Annotated in this window: 14 protein-coding genes; all 14 read left to right on the top strand. The window is 45.2% G+C overall.

Annotated features, from left to right (window positions below; genetic code table 11):
• Positions 1-146 precede the first annotated feature (146 nt).
• A complete protein-coding gene (locus G5B06_RS05420; RefSeq protein ID WP_148446710.1) occupies positions 147-2144 on the top strand; it encodes a hypothetical protein in 1998 nt (665 codons plus the stop codon).
• A complete protein-coding gene (locus G5B06_RS05415; RefSeq protein ID WP_173733896.1) occupies positions 2144-3544 on the top strand; it encodes a hypothetical protein in 1401 nt (466 codons plus the stop codon). The genes G5B06_RS05420 and G5B06_RS05415 overlap by 1 nt, the downstream gene beginning before the upstream one ends.
• 92 nt (positions 3545-3636) lie before the next feature.
• Positions 3637-4053 (top strand): phage holin family protein, encoded by a 417-nt coding sequence (locus G5B06_RS05410; protein WP_173733897.1) that lies wholly within the window; start codon positions 3637-3639, stop codon positions 4051-4053.
• A complete protein-coding gene (locus G5B06_RS05405; protein WP_173771492.1) occupies positions 4050-5564 on the top strand; it encodes a glucosaminidase domain-containing protein in 1515 nt (504 codons plus the stop codon). The genes G5B06_RS05410 and G5B06_RS05405 overlap by 4 nt, the downstream gene beginning before the upstream one ends.
• A gap of 517 nt (positions 5565-6081) precedes the next feature.
• A complete protein-coding gene (locus tag G5B06_RS05400) occupies positions 6082-6441 on the top strand; it encodes an ArsR/SmtB family transcription factor (protein ID WP_021650476.1) in 360 nt (119 codons plus the stop codon).
• A 58-nt stretch (positions 6442-6499) separates the two neighbouring features.
• Positions 6500-8854: a heavy metal translocating P-type ATPase gene (locus tag G5B06_RS05395; RefSeq protein ID WP_173771491.1), complete on the top strand. Its 2355-nt coding sequence runs from the start codon at positions 6500-6502 to the stop codon at positions 8852-8854.
• Positions 8855-8870: 16 nt separating this feature from the next.
• Positions 8871-9389, top strand: a complete 519-nt coding sequence (locus G5B06_RS05390) for a DUF6921 family protein (protein ID WP_107001871.1) — start codon at positions 8871-8873, stop codon at positions 9387-9389.
• Positions 9390-9399: 10 nt separating this feature from the next.
• The gene (locus G5B06_RS05385; protein WP_173733184.1) at positions 9400-9939 is read left to right on the top strand and encodes a pilus assembly protein PilX; all 540 of its coding nucleotides are present in this window, start codon (positions 9400-9402) and stop codon (positions 9937-9939) included.
• Entirely contained in the window at positions 9936-11480 is a 1545-nt protein-coding gene (locus tag G5B06_RS05380) for an FAD-binding protein (RefSeq protein ID WP_173761926.1), read from the top strand. The genes G5B06_RS05385 and G5B06_RS05380 overlap by 4 nt, the downstream gene beginning before the upstream one ends.
• Complete coding sequence (locus tag G5B06_RS05375; RefSeq protein WP_330596869.1) at positions 11477-12190, top strand: succinate dehydrogenase/fumarate reductase iron-sulfur subunit; 714 nt, start codon at positions 11477-11479, stop codon at positions 12188-12190. The genes G5B06_RS05380 and G5B06_RS05375 overlap by 4 nt, the downstream gene beginning before the upstream one ends.
• Before the next feature lie 464 nt (positions 12191-12654).
• A complete protein-coding gene (locus G5B06_RS05370) occupies positions 12655-12975 on the top strand; it encodes a DUF6508 domain-containing protein (RefSeq protein ID WP_173733187.1) in 321 nt (106 codons plus the stop codon).
• Positions 12976-12979: 4 nt separating this feature from the next.
• A complete protein-coding gene (locus G5B06_RS05365) occupies positions 12980-13210 on the top strand; it encodes a hypothetical protein (protein ID WP_173733188.1) in 231 nt (76 codons plus the stop codon).
• A gap of 149 nt (positions 13211-13359) precedes the next feature.
• Positions 13360-13521: a hypothetical protein gene (locus G5B06_RS05360; protein WP_173733182.1), complete on the top strand. Its 162-nt coding sequence runs from the start codon at positions 13360-13362 to the stop codon at positions 13519-13521.
• A gap of 180 nt (positions 13522-13701) precedes the next feature.
• The gene (locus G5B06_RS05355) at positions 13702-15426 is read left to right on the top strand and encodes a recombinase family protein (RefSeq protein WP_173761927.1); all 1725 of its coding nucleotides are present in this window, start codon (positions 13702-13704) and stop codon (positions 15424-15426) included.
• Positions 15427-15436 lie beyond the last annotated feature (10 nt).

The raw sequence follows: 15436 nt of genomic DNA, 5'->3' as shown, positions 1-15436 counted from the left end.
CCAACAGAAATAGCATTAAAAAAGAATTTTGATAAGAATGGAACAAGACGATAAATTCCAGGTTGTAGTGATAAACAATAACATAACACAGCATCAGTCACCTAGTTGGCTGGTGCTTTTTTCGTGGGGGAAATGGAGGTGGCGGGATGTATCCGGTGTCGGATGCTTTTCTGAGGGCAGTCAGGAGTAATACAAGAAAATATTTCTGGACGGGTACGATCGTTACCAAGGGCGGAATGACGTATGAGTTCGGGGCGAAGGAGATTGTGAAGGGCTCCGGGTATATTTCCAGGCAGTGCTGCGGAAGTACCGAGATTGAGCTGGGGACGGTGTATGCGGCGGAGATGGGGATCACGCTTCTGAGTGATATTGACAGGTATACGCTGGAGGATGCGCTGGTGACGCTGGTGTTTCATCTGGTGCTGGCGGATGGTTCGGTGGAAGATGTGCCGATGGGAGTTTTTGAGGTCAGTGAGGCGAACCGTCTGGCAAAGTGCCTGGAACTGAAAGCCTATGATTTTATGCTGCGGTTTGATAAGAGTTTCAACGGGTTTGAGACTGTGGGGACTGCTTATGATTTTATTGCTTTGTGCTGTAAGCGGTGTAAAGTGGAGTTTGCGAATAAGAGGGCGGAGATTGATGCCATGCCGAATGGCGGGGTGACGCTTTCTGTTTATACTGAAAATGATATTGAGACCTGCCGGGACGTGCTGTTTTATGTGGCACAGGTTCTGGGAGGTTTCTTTATTATCAACCGGGAGGGGAAACTGGAACTGAGGAAGTACGGGAAGGATCCTGTGATGAAGGTGGAGCAGCGGCACCGGTTTTCTTCCAGCTTTTCGGATTTAATCACCAGGTACACGGCAGTGAGTTCCACCAACAAGCAGACGCAGATTGCAGAGTATTATGCTCTGGACCCGGATAACGGGCTGACCATGAACCTGGGTGTGAACCCACTTCTGCAGTTTGGGTTAAAGGAGACCAGGGAGATGCTGTGCAGGAATATCCTGACAGATCTGTCAGTGATCCGGTATGTGCCGTTTGATTCGGATACCATCGGGAACCCTGCACTGGATCCGGGGGATGTGCTGACGTTTGCGGGAGGACAGGCGGATGAGGGACAGATCACCTGTATCACTTCCATCCGGCAGAAGATCGGGGGAAGGCAGAGTCTGAAATGTGTGGGGAAAAATCCGAGGCTGGCTCAGGCGAAGTCAAGGAATGACAAGAATATTTCGGGGCTGCTGAACCAGATTGAAGACAATGCGAAGACTGGGAAGATCGGGATTCACACGTTTACCAATGCTTCCGTGCATGAGATCGGGCAGACCAGGGTGAAGCTGATCAGTATCCAGTTTGCTTCTTCTGAGGAAAACCACATGCAGTTTTTTGCGCAGGTTGTTGTGGATGTGGCTGCGGATCCGGTGGAACGGTCTGCGGAGGCTTCCGGGACTGTGGTGATTCCATTTCCGGGCGGAAGCGGCAGTGGAACTGGAAGTGGTACGGGTGGTTCTGATGGAACCGGGGAGACATCGGATGCAGGAAGTTCTGAAAATGATGCGGCAGGGAATGAAGTTGGAAACACTTCTGGGAATGAGAATACAGGGAGTACGGATGATGTCGCTGGTGGCTCGGATTCCGGAACCGGAACCGGGAGTGGTTCGGAGGTTTCTGTGGATGTGAGCCTGCCGGTGAAGTGGCAGGAGGACGGACAGGCGGTCTGCCATGTGGTCTTTGAATTTAACAATGAGGAGATTGTGGAGCATTGTCCGGTGGAGACCTGGCATTCCGGGAAACATATTTTGTCGCTGTATTATCCCATTGAGAAGATCGTTGTTAATTATACGAATACATTCAATGTGTATCTCTGGATGGAGTATGGCAGCGGTACGGTTGATGTGGGAGACTGCATTGCTTCTGTCAGCGGACAGGCAATGGCGGCTGGGGAAGCCTGGGACGGAAAGCTTGAGGTGGAAGATTATACCACGAGATTTGCCATTGGCGGAGGACTGGATGTGAATGGTTTCCGGGAATCGCTGTCCATGCAGATGAAGGAGACGGTGAACAGAGGATTTGAAGTGTATTTTGCTGAGAGAGCGGGAATCAGCGGTTTCTGCAGGCCGGTAGAAATGGAGGGTGTGTGATGAAGTTGAAAGGTGAAATGGTCATTGAACTGACCGATACGAATACGGGTGCGGTGGAGACAGTTCAGGAGACGAACATGATCACGGAGGCAGTGAACAATATTCTGGGGCTGAATCCCATGGGGATTTATCTGAAAGCCAGCGGGGAGTATGACAATTCTGTTTTGTGGAACGGGACGCTGCTTCCCATCTGCCCGAACATGATCGGCGGGATCCTGCTGTTTCCGGCAGTGCTGGAAGAAAAGGCGGATCATATTTACGAGCAGGGGAAGAACCTGCCGGTGGCTTATGCTTCCAACAATGTTAATTCCGGTTCCAATGTGGCGAGGGGAAGCCTGAACCAGACGGAGAGCAAGAAACTGGACAATGGATATAAGTTTGTGTGGGAGTTCACTCCCAGCCAGGGAAACGGGAATATTGCAGCTGTGGCACTGACCAGTGCCCTGGGCGGGCAGAATGCTTTTGGCAGTGCGGCAGGGGATGCCAGCACGTTCCTGCTTCTGAAAAAGGTGGATATCGGGGATATCCCGAAGGCGAAGCAGATGACACTGTTTGAGGCAGTGGAGCTGGATTTTGAAAAGAACCTGCTGTATTCCATCACCTTTGGGACTTCCAGTGTGACCATTACGAAGATCAGGATCCCGGTGTTTAACATCGGGCTGAATGAGAAGCTGGATGATACCACGTATACTGTACTGGAGGAACAGACGCTGACAACGGAAAGCTTTACGTTCCTGGGGGATTATACGAAGTACGGGGAATTTATGGACGGGCATGACGGATACTGGTATGGATTTTCTAATGAACCGAATGCTTCCGGGGATGCGAAGATGGTGTGGATCCGGATCTCCAAAAAGGATTATTCCTTTACGGAGGGAAGCTGGACACTGTCCAAGGCGAAGCTGTCGGAAGTGGGCACAAGGGCAAAGGACGGTTCCTATCCGGAGAGGAATGTAAAATGCTGTGTGAGGAAGGGATATCTGTATGTGCCTTCCTATGATAAAAAGGGAGTTTATAAGATCAATACTGCAAATTCAGCGGATGTGACATTGATCCCGCTGGGCTTTACTTCCAAGCTGAAATCTCTTGGCGAGGCCGGTTCCTGTGAGGTGTATATGACGCTTCTCGGTGACATGATCGTGGCAGGGGATTTCCAGATCACGGCGGATGACAGGGTGATCAAGACACAGGGGAGCGCAAGGTTTGAGGCCATGGCAACGCCTTTGTTCCAGTATAAGAACTTTGTGTTTATGTGGGGCGGCAGTTACGGGAAGGAGCACAGGTGTGCTTACCTTCTGACGCCTTATCTGGCAAGTATTAATAATCTTTCGTCAGCAGTGGTGAAGAATACGGACAAAACGATGAAGATCACGTATACGCTGACGGAGGAAACAATGTAGGTCTTTCTGCCGCAAGGCATGAAGATAGAAAACTTATTTACGGCAGTTCTCAGAAATGGGGGCTGCTTTTTTCATGGGAGGAGGATTCTGGCATGAAGGAATTTTGGAACTTTATTCAGATGGTTTTTATGGCTGTAGGCGGATGGCTGGGCTGGTTTATGGGAGGCTGTGACGGGCTTCTGTATGCCCTGATCGCTTTTGTGGTGATCGATTACCTGACCGGGGTGATGTGTGCTTTTGCGGATCATACGCTTTCCAGTGAGGTGGGATTCCGGGGAATCTGCAGGAAGGTGCTGATCTTTTTACTGGTGGGAATGGCAAACATTCTGGATGTGGCTGTGATCGGGAATGGATCTGTGCTGAGGACAGCGGTGATCTTTTTCTATATTTCCAATGAGGGTGTGAGTCTGTTGGAGAATGCAAGGCATCTGGGACTGCCGATCCCGCAGAAGATGAAGGATGTGCTGGAACAGCTGCATGACAGAGGAGAAGGAAGTGATGGGGAATGAGACTGGTTGAAAGTTTTCTGACGAAGAATCCCTGCTATACTGCAGGGAGAAAAATTACAGTAAAAGGCCTGATGCTTCATTCGGTTGGATGTCCGCAGCCGAGGGCACAGGTTTTTCTTGATTCCTGGAATCACACTTCTTTTGGAAGTGCATGTGTGCATGGTTTTATTGATGGGAATGATGGAACAGTGTATCAGGCACTGCCGTGGAATCACAGGGGATGGCACTGTGGCTCCGGTAGTAAGGGAAGTGGAAATAACACGCATATTGGTGTGGAGATGTGTGAGCCTGCCTATATCCGGTATACCAGCGGATCGGGCTTTACCTGCTCTGATCTGGAGAAGGCAAGAGCATCTGCAGTGCGGACGTATGAAGCAGCGGTGGAATTGTTTGCCATGCTTTGTAAGAAGTTTGGTCTGGATCCGCTGGCAGATGGTGTGGTGATTTCCCATAGAGAGGGACACGCAAGGGGAATTGCTACAAATCATGGAGATCCGGAGCATCTGTGGAAAGGTCTGGGACTGCCTTATACGATGGATGGATTCAGGAAAGCTGTGAAGGCTGCTATGTCTGGGAAAGCTGAAGGGACGCAGGCTTCTGTGTTTCTGGGGATTTCCGATGAGAAGGCAGCGGAGCGGATTGGAGTGCTGTGTGCAGAGGATATGAAAACCAGTGGGATTCTGGCATCTGTGTCTGCGGCACAGTTTATTCTGGAATCCGGTTATGGCAGGACGGAACTGGCACAGAAAGCAAATAACTGCTTTGGAATGAAATGTATGCTGTCTGGGAATAGCTGGGGCGGAAGTGCCTGGGATGGAACCAGTAAGTACCGGAAGAAAACGCAGGAGGATGATGGAACTGGAAAGCTTTACACTGTGACTGCGGATTTCCGGAAGTATGCCTGCGTGGAGCAGTCGATTGCGGATCATTCGGCTTATCTTCTGGGAGCGATGAATGGGAAGAAAAAGAGATATGCAGGACTGGCTGGGGAGAAGGATTACCGGAAAGCTGTCCAGATTATTAAGGATGGCGGCTATGCAACGGATAGTTTATATGTGCAGAAGATTTGCGTTATTATTGAGAAGTATGGGCTGACACGGTTTGATGGCGGGAAGACGGAAAAGGAGATCTGGTACCGTGTGAGGAAGAACTGGCAGGATGCGGAGAGCCAGGTGGGGGCATTTAAGGTGCTGGAAAACGCAAAGAAAAGTGCAGACGAGCATCCGGGGTTTTCGGTGTTTGATGAGAATGGAAAGGCAGTGTACAGTTCCGTGGATAAGAAGCAGGAAGAGGTGTTTCGTCCGTATCTGGTTCGTGTGGAGATTTCGGATCTGAATATCCGGAAGAAGCCGGGAACGGATCAGGAGAAGGTTGGAAAATATACGGGTGTTGGCTGTTTTACTATTGTTGCTGAGGCTGACGGTGTCGGAGCATCAAAGTGGGGGCTGCTGAAAGCGTATGAGAAAGAGCGGAATGGGTGGATCTCGCTGGATTTTGTGACAAGAATATAATAGTGAGTGATGAGGCTTTGCATTGCGGCGGTGGTCGTGGTGTGAAGCCTTTTTTTGTTAGGGCAAAGCCCTGTTTGCCATTGTGGAGTTTTTCGTTGATTCGAAAAACGGAGCTTTTGGTCGCTTTCAATATAACATCCGGAATCGAGGTATCTTTTTTTTCTGCAAAATCACGAACTTTGCTCATTTATAGATATCAGAAAAAGGAAGATACTTTGAGGAATCTTTACGAAAAGAAAAAAGAGAAGTTAATCTCATATATCTGCTTCTTGGCTAGTTTGGGATTAAAAGTAACAATCCTTTTTTCTGTTATCTTGAACTTTTTAATTTTTCCTGTTTCGGAGTCCTTGAATTTATATTCAAACTCATCTACACATTCTTTGATGCGGTACAAAAGTATTAAGCAGTTAAAAACAAAAATCCAAGAAGATATTTACTAATCTTATTGACATAGAACAAAAAATGAATATAATCATAGTTGAACAACTATTCAACTTCGATTATACGAGGTAAGTGTATGTCTAAACCGTCTTATATTTGTAATTGTGATGTGATTCATGAGGATATTGTGAATGATGTGAAATCCAAGATGCAACCCAAAGATGATTATATCCAGTTGGCATCTTTATTTAAGCTATTTGGAGATGGTACCAGAGTACAAATCTTACACGCTCTGGAACAGAGTGAGATGTGTGTATGTGATCTTGCTGTGCTACTGGGGGTAACGAAATCCGCAATCTCACACCAGTTAAAGGCATTGCGTCTTGCGAATTTGGTAAAATTCCGTAGAGAAGCGCAGATAGTTTACTACTCTCTGGCAGATGATCATGTGAAAGAGATTATTGATAAGGGATTTGAGCATCTATGGCAGAAATAATATTTTTAGCATTATAGTTGAGCAATTGAGCAACTAAACAAATTACAAGGAGGTCATTATGAAACGAATATTTTTATTAAAAGGCTTGGACTGTCCGAACTGCTCCGCAAAAATTGAAAAAGAAGTCGGAGAATTGGATGGAGTACAATCCTCAGTTGTAAATTTGATGAAGCAGACGCTGACAATCAATGTTGCTCCAGCTGCCGCAAATACAATAGCCAGTCAGATTGAAACGATTGTCCACAGCCATGAGCCGGGTGTGGAGGTTCAGGAAGAAACAATTATCCCCGTTACAAAGAGTTATTTGTTAAAGGGCTTGGACTGTCCGAACTGCTCCGCAAAAATTGAAAAAGAAGTCGGAGAATTGGATGGAGTACAATCCTCAGTTGTAAATTTGATGAAGCAGACGCTGACAATCAATGTTGCTCCAGTTGCCGCAAATACAATAGCCAGTCAGATTGAAACGATTGTCCACAGCCATGAGCCAGATGTAGAAGTTTCCGAAATTGCACAGGAATACTATATACCTGCAAAAAAACAGGATACCAATACATCCTATAACAATGAGGACAAGAAGTTGACGATTCGTTTAGCGATTGGCGCAGCAATCTATGGTATTGGTATGGCATTGACAGTTTTTGCGAAAGTGCCACTGCCTGTCGAGTTAGTTTTTCTCATTGTCTCCTATATTATTCTTGGCGGGGATGTTGTATGGCAAGCTGTGAGGAATATTTCAAAGGGACGTGTATTTGATGAACATTTCCTGATGAGCGTTTCTACGATTGGTGCTTTTGTCATTGGTGAATATCCGGAAGCAGTTGCTGTTATGCTGTTCTATCAAGTTGGTGAATTTTTCCAGTCATTGGCTGTTGAGCGTTCCAGAAAATCTATATCAGATTTAATGGATATACGTCCGGATTGTGCTACAGTCAGAAGGAACGGAGAATTGATTACCATATCTCCTGAAAGTGTTGCCATTGGCGAGATTATTATTGTAAAGCCTGGTGAAAAAATCCCATTAGACGGTGTGGTATTGGATGGAGATTCTATGCTGGATACGAGGGCTTTAACTGGAGAATCGGTTCCGAGAAGCGTTCATAAAGGAGACGAAGCACTTTCCGGTTGTATGAATCAGACGGGTGTTTTAACGATTAAGACAACGAAAGCATTTGGTGAATCTACTGCTTCAAAGATTATTGATCTTGTGGAGAATGCGTCCAGTAGAAAAGCACCAACAGAAAATTTCATTACTACATTTGCACGTTATTACACTCCTGTTGTTGTAATCTTAGCAGCTATTCTGGCAATTCTGCCACCGATCCTTCTTGGTGGAGGTTGGACAGAGTGGATTCGCAGAGGATTTGTTTTCCTTGTGGTATCTTGCCCATGTGCATTGGTCATTTCAATCCCGCTGACTTTCTTCGGAGGTATTGGTGCGGCATCTAAACGAGGTGTTCTTGTAAAAGGAAGTAATTATTTAGAGGCGCTTAATAATGTCAGCATTATTGTGTTCGATAAAACTGGAACACTTACAAAGGGTGTTTTCAATGTGACTGATATTCTGCCTGCAAATGGATTTTCAAAAGAACAGGTTCTGGAGTATGCGGTCCAGGCAGAGAGCTTTTCTAACCATCCTATTGCAAAATCCATTCTCTCTGCTTATGGAAAAGAAATTGACCAATCAGTTATCTCTGATTACAAGGAAATTTCTGGATATGGAATCAGTGCCATGGCAGGAAAGAAGAAAGTTTATGCTGGCAATACGAAACTTATGGATTCAGAGCATGTGGAGTACACAGCCTGTGAAAAAGTTGGTACAAAGGTTTATGTAGCAGTAGATGGTCAATATGCCGGATGCATTCTGATAACAGATGAAGTAAAGCCGGACAGCAAAAAAGCAATTTCTGATTTGAAACATATCGGTGTGGAAAAAACAGTCATGCTTACTGGTGATGATGAAAAAATCGGAAAGGCTGTTGCGGAAGAATTGCAGTTGGATGAATATTATGCACAACTGTTTCCTGATCAAAAAGTGGAAAAGATTGAGCTTTTAGACAGTAAAAAGAGACAGGGAAGCAAATTAGCTTTTGTTGGTGATGGTATCAATGACGCTCCTGTCCTTGCTCGTGCGGATGTTGGTATCGCAATGGGTGGTCTTGGTTCAGATGCGGCCATTGAAGCTGCGGATGTGGTTCTGATGACAGATGAACCATCTAAGCTGGTGGATGCGATTGATGTGGCAAAAGCGACAAAACAGATTGTCATGCAGAATATAGTGATTGCCCTTGGAATTAAGAGTGTGTTCCTGATCCTTGGTGCTCTGGGTATAGCTGGAATGTGGGAAGCTGTATTTGGTGATGTAGGCGTTACCATAATTGCCGTCTTGAACGCAATGAGGATTTTGAAAAAATAAGAAACGAGGTGGCAATGTGAAACGGAAATTGATTCTGTTAGCAGTTACAATTGTTTTTCTTGCAGGTTTCGGTGCACTTTTGCACTCACCGCCTTCTATGATTGATGCAGTCACAGGAGCAACACCGAAGTCAAAAAAGGCGGCTCAAGCCTCCGCACAGTTGGAAGGCTCTTATGTTCTCGGTATTAATATGATGTCAGATGGTCTCGACAACGAGAACACCCGGAATAAATTAAAAGAATTGGCACTGGACGATTCGGAAACAAATGAAACAGATCTCATGAAAACGGACATTAGTTTTCGGTTATATGTATCTGAGACGGATTATCCGCTTGTCAGTTATGCTAAGAAACTCTGTGACAGGTTGAAACAGGCCGGTTTTTCCGTAGATCTGAAAGAGTACAGTAACACAATGATGCTATCAAGAGTGGTAAGTGGAAAGTATGATGTATTCCTGGCATCGGATGATTTTATTGACGTTACAACGCTAACACAGATGGACTATATGATCATGGACAGCGAAGAAATGAGGTGAGCGGGAATTTATGAGAAAATGGAATACGATTTTGTCTGTTTTAATGCTTCTCATTTTTATGATTCATGGAATCATGGGCAGCTTTATGCTGAACGGAGTTGGAAGTAGTGCAGGGAAACTTCTTGCATGGATTGGTGTTGGTATTCTTGTTGTGCATACGGTGATTGGTGTCATCCTGACAGTTCAGAGTTTACAGACAGCGAAGCAATCAGGAAAAATGTATCTGAAACAAAACGTCATATTTTGGGCGAGACGAGCCAGTGGGATGGCAATACTGATTCTGCTGTTATTCCATATTGGCTTGTTTGGAAAGGTGCAGAATGGGACATATATTTTGTTCCCTTTTACAACTGTAAAGATGGTAACTCAGCTTTTGTTCGTAGCGGCAATCTTTGTCCATATTTTTATCAATATCCGCCCATTGCTCGTATCACTGGGAATCATCAGTTATAAAGAACAAAGGAGTGATATTTATTTGATCCTTTCGGTGCTTCTTCTTTTTATAGCGGGAGCGGTTATTTTATATTATATTGGGTGGCAATATCTATGAGTAAGACAATTATTATTATAGGTGCTGGACTGGCAGGACTTTCAGCGGCTTTGCAGGCAGCGGAAAATGGATGCAATGTAAAACTGGTTTCCTCCCTTCCGTCAGAGCGGGCACAGTCTGTTATGGCGGAGGGCGGAATCAACGCAGCTTTGAATACAAAAGATGAAAACGACAGTCCCGAAGAACATTTTACAGATACAATAAAGGCAGCATGTGGTCTGGCAGATCCAAATGCAGTTTGGGGAATGACACAGGCAGCACCGGAGCTGGTGCACTGGCTGCTAAAACTTGGAGTTAAATTTAACATGAGTGGCTATGATGATGTGGATCTGCGGAATTTTGGCGGGCAGAAAAAGAAACGGACTGCTTTTGCACAGAGCGATACCGGGAAGCAGATCATGATAGCTATGATAGACGCTGTTCGCAGGAAAGAAGCATCTGGTATGGTAGAACGGTTCAGCCATCATTCTTTCCTAACACTTCGTCTGTGTGGCAATATTTGTTGTGGCTGCGTAATCAGGGATGAATACAGTCAGGAAATTGTGGAATTACCGGGGGATGCGGTTATTGTTGCCACCGGTGGTATGCACGGATTGTTTGGAAATACAACGGGTTCGCTGAGCAATACAGGAGAAGTCACCGCAGAATTGTTCCGGCTTGGTGTTCCTCTGGCAAATGGCGAGATGATCCAGTACCATCCGACAACTGTGAAATGTGGTGGAAAACGCATGCTCATCAGCGAAGCGGCCAGAGGGGAAGGTGGCAGGTTGTTTGCCATGAAAGATGGAAAACAATGGTATTTCATGGAGGAAAAATACCCGGAGCTTGGAAATCTGATGCCACGAGATATTACCGCCAGAGAGATATGGAAGGTCAGCCATGAATCAGAGGTATTTCTTGACATGACGGAAATATCGGAGGAGATTATTTCAAATAAGCTATCTGGTCTGGCAGACGATTGTATGACCTATCTGCATAAAGATATACGAAAGGAACCGGTGTCTGTTTTACCGGGAATTCACTATTTTATGGGAGGCATTCTGGTGGATGAGCAGCACAGAACGCCGATTCAGAATCTTTATGCTGCCGGAGAATGCTGTGCCCAATATCATGGTGCCAACCGTCTTGGTGGAAATTCTCTGTTAGGAGCGTTATACGGAGGACGTGTTGCGGCAAAATCAGCATGTGAACAGGCAGATGTAGTAGATCTATCTTGTGCGACACAGATAGATTTTCCACCAACGTCTCAAATTTCAGAAATAAAGCAATTAAACAAAGTGATGCAGGATACTATGGGCGTTGTCAGAAATGAGAATACGTTGTTAAATGGGATTCAAACGGTACAAGCGCTGACAGGAAATCTTCCATTGCTTGGCATGGCAGTTCTAAAGAGTGCTCTTGCAAGAAAAGAAAGCCGTGGTGCACACTGGCGGGAGGATTATCCGAAGAGCAATGACGATGATTACCTTAAAACAACGGTAGCCAGATTTGATGGAAAGCAGATACAGATTTCCTTTGTACCTGTTCCAGAAAGGCGGTGATTCACTTGGTATATAAAATAAGAATCAGGCGGCAGGAGAGTCAGAAATCAGACAGTTATTGGCAGGAATGTGAGTTTGACGGAAGCAAAAACAGCTCTGTTGCCAATGTTCTAAAGGAATTGAACAGTAGAACACCTTTGAAAGATAATTCAGGGAATATAGTTACTCCCATCAGCTGGGAATGTAGCTGTATGGTGCGAAAATGTGGGGCTTGCGCCATGCTGATTAACGAACGTCCGAGGCTGGCATGCTCTACATTTCTACATACGTTAAAAGGTTCTACAATCACCTTGGAACCTTTAAGCAAATTTCCGCTTGTAAGAGATTTGATCGTTGACCGGTCAATTCTGTTTGAAAATTTGAAAAAACTGAACCTTTGGCTTGAAAGTGAAGCTTATATGAATCCGTGGACACATGAACCGAGATACCAGTCGGCACGCTGTCTGATGTGTGGCTGCTGCCTTGAAGTGTGTCCTAACTTCTCTGCAAATGGGACTTTCGCAGGCGCTGTTGCTGCAGTCAACGCATTTCGGATTCTGAATGAAGAACAGGAAATAAGCCATCGGAATGAGGTTTCAACTCAATATAAGGAAAATTATTTTGAGGGATGCGGGAAATCATTAGCTTGCCATAACATTTGCCCGATTGGTCTGCCTGTCGAAGAATTGATCGTGAGGTCAAATTCGGTAGCTATTTGGGGAAGACAGTGAGTATCAAAACGCTGATTAAAAAAACATGATTAACCTACATCTATGGTTTTACCAAAAATAGAGACATATCCTTTGTTTCGGTGTGGTAGCGGTTTTATTATGGACTGGATTCCGTCAAGGATGAATTTGATGCTTCCCTGAGAGAGTATATCCAGTCGGAAGAATATGTCTCAGCAAAGCAGCAGAAGAGATATTGATCAAATTATGTCAATGTCTCTTTTTTTATGGAAGAAACAGGCTGATCAGAAATATGCAAAAGAGTAGCCTATTTTAATTATTTAACGAAAGGCGAACAGGGGTGTTCACAAGGGTGTGCACCGTTAAATTGTATCAATTTCGTAGTCACAACGAAACCTTGCTGTTGTGGATATTACATGAATATATTTTGCGCTAGAATAATTATTGGGTATATGTTAAAATATAAAGAACATATATTCGAGTGTTTATCAAGGTGGTGTATAGCATTGACAAAGGCAGAGAAGATACGAAAAATTCAGGAAGTATTGGAATTAAAGAATCCACAAGAGAATCTGTATGCAGATCTGTTAAAGACAATGGGAGATTTGAAAACAAATTATGGGGATTACATGATTACGGAGCCGATTGACTGTAATGAGGAACTGAAACGAATTTCGGGTGCAGATTATGAGCTTTGTACAGCATTACTGACAATGCTGCTGAGAGAGGATCATTTTTCCAATGGTTCTTTTGACCGGAGATTTGCTGACGGGCAGGTGCTTCCGGTTCTGATGAGGATGAAGGATGTTCTGAGTGTGGGAGTGTGATCTTATGAAAGTCGGGGATACTGCATATATTGTGGAATCAAACAGGTATGTGAGAGAGGTGGAGATCCGCAGGTGTTCAGGCGGGATGTTCCTGGTACGTTTTACAGATACGGGTGGCGGAATACAGGTGAAGGCTCACAGGCTGTTTGCAACGAGGGAAGAAGCTGAAAAGAGTATTGAGAAGGCACCAGAGACAAAGAAGGTGCGTGGGAATCCGTATGACCGATGGTATTGAACGGATGATAAAGTAAATAAATGCATCAGGGGAAACCTGTTGCTGTTTGCGGAGAAATCTGTGGATGGCAGCGGGTTTATTTTTTTGTCCGGAAAGTCAAAAAATCAGGGACCAGGACTCCTTGGAACAGTAGGAGGTGGTTTTTGGCTATGGGAAAAATTGAACTGATCGATACCGGCAGACTGACGGAGAAACAGGCCAGGCTAAACATGGAAAAGTGTGCAGAGTTTCTGGCAAGGATGATCCAGAAGTACGGGGATGTGGTTCTGGGGGAGATTGAGGAGAAAAATGCACAGCTGCAGGGGAAGTGATCGAGTGTGCCGGTGGTCTTTTGGGGCTGCCGGTCTTTTTGTGCTATGGAAACCGCATAGGGAAGGTGGATTTTGGGGCAGTTTTTTTGGTCGTTCTGCGAGTTGGCGCAGACTGGTGATTCCGATATATTTTATGTACGGCAACCGTATGACGATGGGCAACCGAAATGAGGTGAAGATTTGAGAAAGAAATGTTACATATATACCCGTGTTTCTACGGCGGCTCAGACAGAGGGATATAGTCTGGAAGCACAGACAGAGCGGCTTCGGAAGTATGCGGACTATAAAGAAATGGAAGTGGTCAGGGAATACTGTGATGCAGGAAAGTCCGGAAAGAGTATTACAGGCAGACCGGAGTTTCAGCGGATGCTGCAGGACGTGTCTGAGGAACGTGACGGGGTGGCGTTTATTCTGGTGTTTAAGCTGTCACGTTTTGGAAGGAATGCGGCGGATGTTTTAAATTCCCTGCAGTTTATCCAGGATTATGGTGTGAACTTGGTCTGTGTGGAGGATGGGATTGATTCCTCTAAGGATTCCGGCAAGCTGACCATCACGGTGCTGTCTGCGGTGGCTGAGATTGAGAGGGAGAATATTTTGGTCCAGACGATGGAGGGAAGAAAGCAGAAGGCCAGAGAGGGGAAATGGAATGGCGGGCAGGCTCCTTTCGGATATGATCTGGATTCCAGGAACAGCACTCTGGTGGTGAATGAGGAAGAAGCGGAGATTGTGCGGATCATTTATGACAGGTTTGTGCATACGGATATGGGAGCAGATGCTATCTGCAATTATCTGAACCAGAGAGGTTATACGAAGAAAAAGGTACGAGGACATGAACTGAATTATTTTGCCAGAGGGCTGATCATGAAGATTCTGGATAATCCGGTTTATACAGGGAAGATTGCTTACGGAAAGAATGTTACGGAGAAGGTGAAGGGAACGAGGGATGAATACCGGCGGGTGAAGACTGATGATTACCTGTTGGCGGACGGACTGCATGAGGCGATTGTGGATGAGGAGACGTGGGAAGCGGCGAGAGAGAAAAGGAAGAGGACGGGGGTTAGATTTGTTAAAACTCATAGTCTGGAGCATGAACATATTTTAACTGGATTAATCAGATGTCCTCTTTGCGGCGGTGGAATGAGTGGAACTGTTCAGCGACGGCAGAATAAGAAAACTGGGGAATACAAAGATACATTTTATTACAGATGCCATCACAGAAAAAAAGTTGATGGAAAGATTTGTGACTACAAGCCGATGCTGAACCAGAAAATGTTTAATGCAGAAGTAGAGGAATTTATCCGGTATATGGTTGCGGGGGATGAATTCCGAAAGTTTGTGCAGGAGAAACTGGAAGAGAAGGTGGATGTTTCTGCTTTGAAAACTGAGAGGGAGCAGCTGCAGAAACAGCTGAAACAGGTACAAGGGTCGAAACTGAAACTGATACAGATGCTGGATCGTCTGGATACTGGGGATAAGCATTATACAAGAAAATACCAGGATATGCAGGACAGGCTGGATAACCTGTATGATAAGGTGGCAGAGTTTGAGGAGGCGATGAAAGATATTGATGCTAAGATTGGGGCATCTTACGGGAAAGAAATTACGGGTAAAAAATTGTATGAATTTCTTCTGGATTTTGATATACTGTATGATAAAATGACAGATATGGAAAAGAAAGAATTTATGAATACATTTATTGAGAAGATTGAATTGAAGAATGAAACTGTTAATAATGGGACAGGTCAGGGGTCACGCATTGAACATATTGATCTTGCGTTTCCGGTGTATTATGGAGATTGTAAAGGGACAAGAATTCGTATGCCCGAAGAAAACACAGTCGAAGTCGTCTGTCTCCTGGAAAACCGCAGAACCCGTCCGGGGAAACGAAACAGCGGGAGAGTTTGACAAAAAATAC

This window comes from Blautia luti (genome assembly GCF_013304735.1).
Lineage (GTDB): Bacteria > Bacillota > Clostridia > Lachnospirales > Lachnospiraceae > Blautia_A.
The sequence above is the reverse complement of the archived record's forward strand: the minus strand, read 5'-3'. Positions and strand labels throughout refer to the sequence as shown.

What these genes read in the sequence shown, in the direction of transcription:
- G5B06_RS05420 (WP_148446710.1), top strand. Translation starts at nt 147, where the DNA reads ATGTATCCGGTGTCGGATGCTTTTCTGAGGGCAGTCAGGAGTAATACA.
- G5B06_RS05415 (WP_173733896.1), top strand. Translation starts at nt 2,144, where the DNA reads ATGAAGTTGAAAGGTGAAATGGTCATTGAACTGACCGATACGAATACG.
- G5B06_RS05410 (WP_173733897.1), top strand. Translation starts at nt 3,637, where the DNA reads ATGAAGGAATTTTGGAACTTTATTCAGATGGTTTTTATGGCTGTAGGC.
- G5B06_RS05405 (WP_173771492.1), top strand. Translation starts at nt 4,050, where the DNA reads ATGAGACTGGTTGAAAGTTTTCTGACGAAGAATCCCTGCTATACTGCA.
- G5B06_RS05400 (WP_021650476.1), top strand. Translation starts at nt 6,082, where the DNA reads ATGTCTAAACCGTCTTATATTTGTAATTGTGATGTGATTCATGAGGAT.
- G5B06_RS05395 (WP_173771491.1), top strand. Translation starts at nt 6,500, where the DNA reads ATGAAACGAATATTTTTATTAAAAGGCTTGGACTGTCCGAACTGCTCC.
- G5B06_RS05385 (WP_173733184.1), top strand. Translation starts at nt 9,400, where the DNA reads ATGAGAAAATGGAATACGATTTTGTCTGTTTTAATGCTTCTCATTTTT.
- G5B06_RS05380 (WP_173761926.1), top strand. Translation starts at nt 9,936, where the DNA reads ATGAGTAAGACAATTATTATTATAGGTGCTGGACTGGCAGGACTTTCA.
- G5B06_RS05365 (WP_173733188.1), top strand. Translation starts at nt 12,980, where the DNA reads ATGAAAGTCGGGGATACTGCATATATTGTGGAATCAAACAGGTATGTG.
- G5B06_RS05360 (WP_173733182.1), top strand. Translation starts at nt 13,360, where the DNA reads ATGGGAAAAATTGAACTGATCGATACCGGCAGACTGACGGAGAAACAG.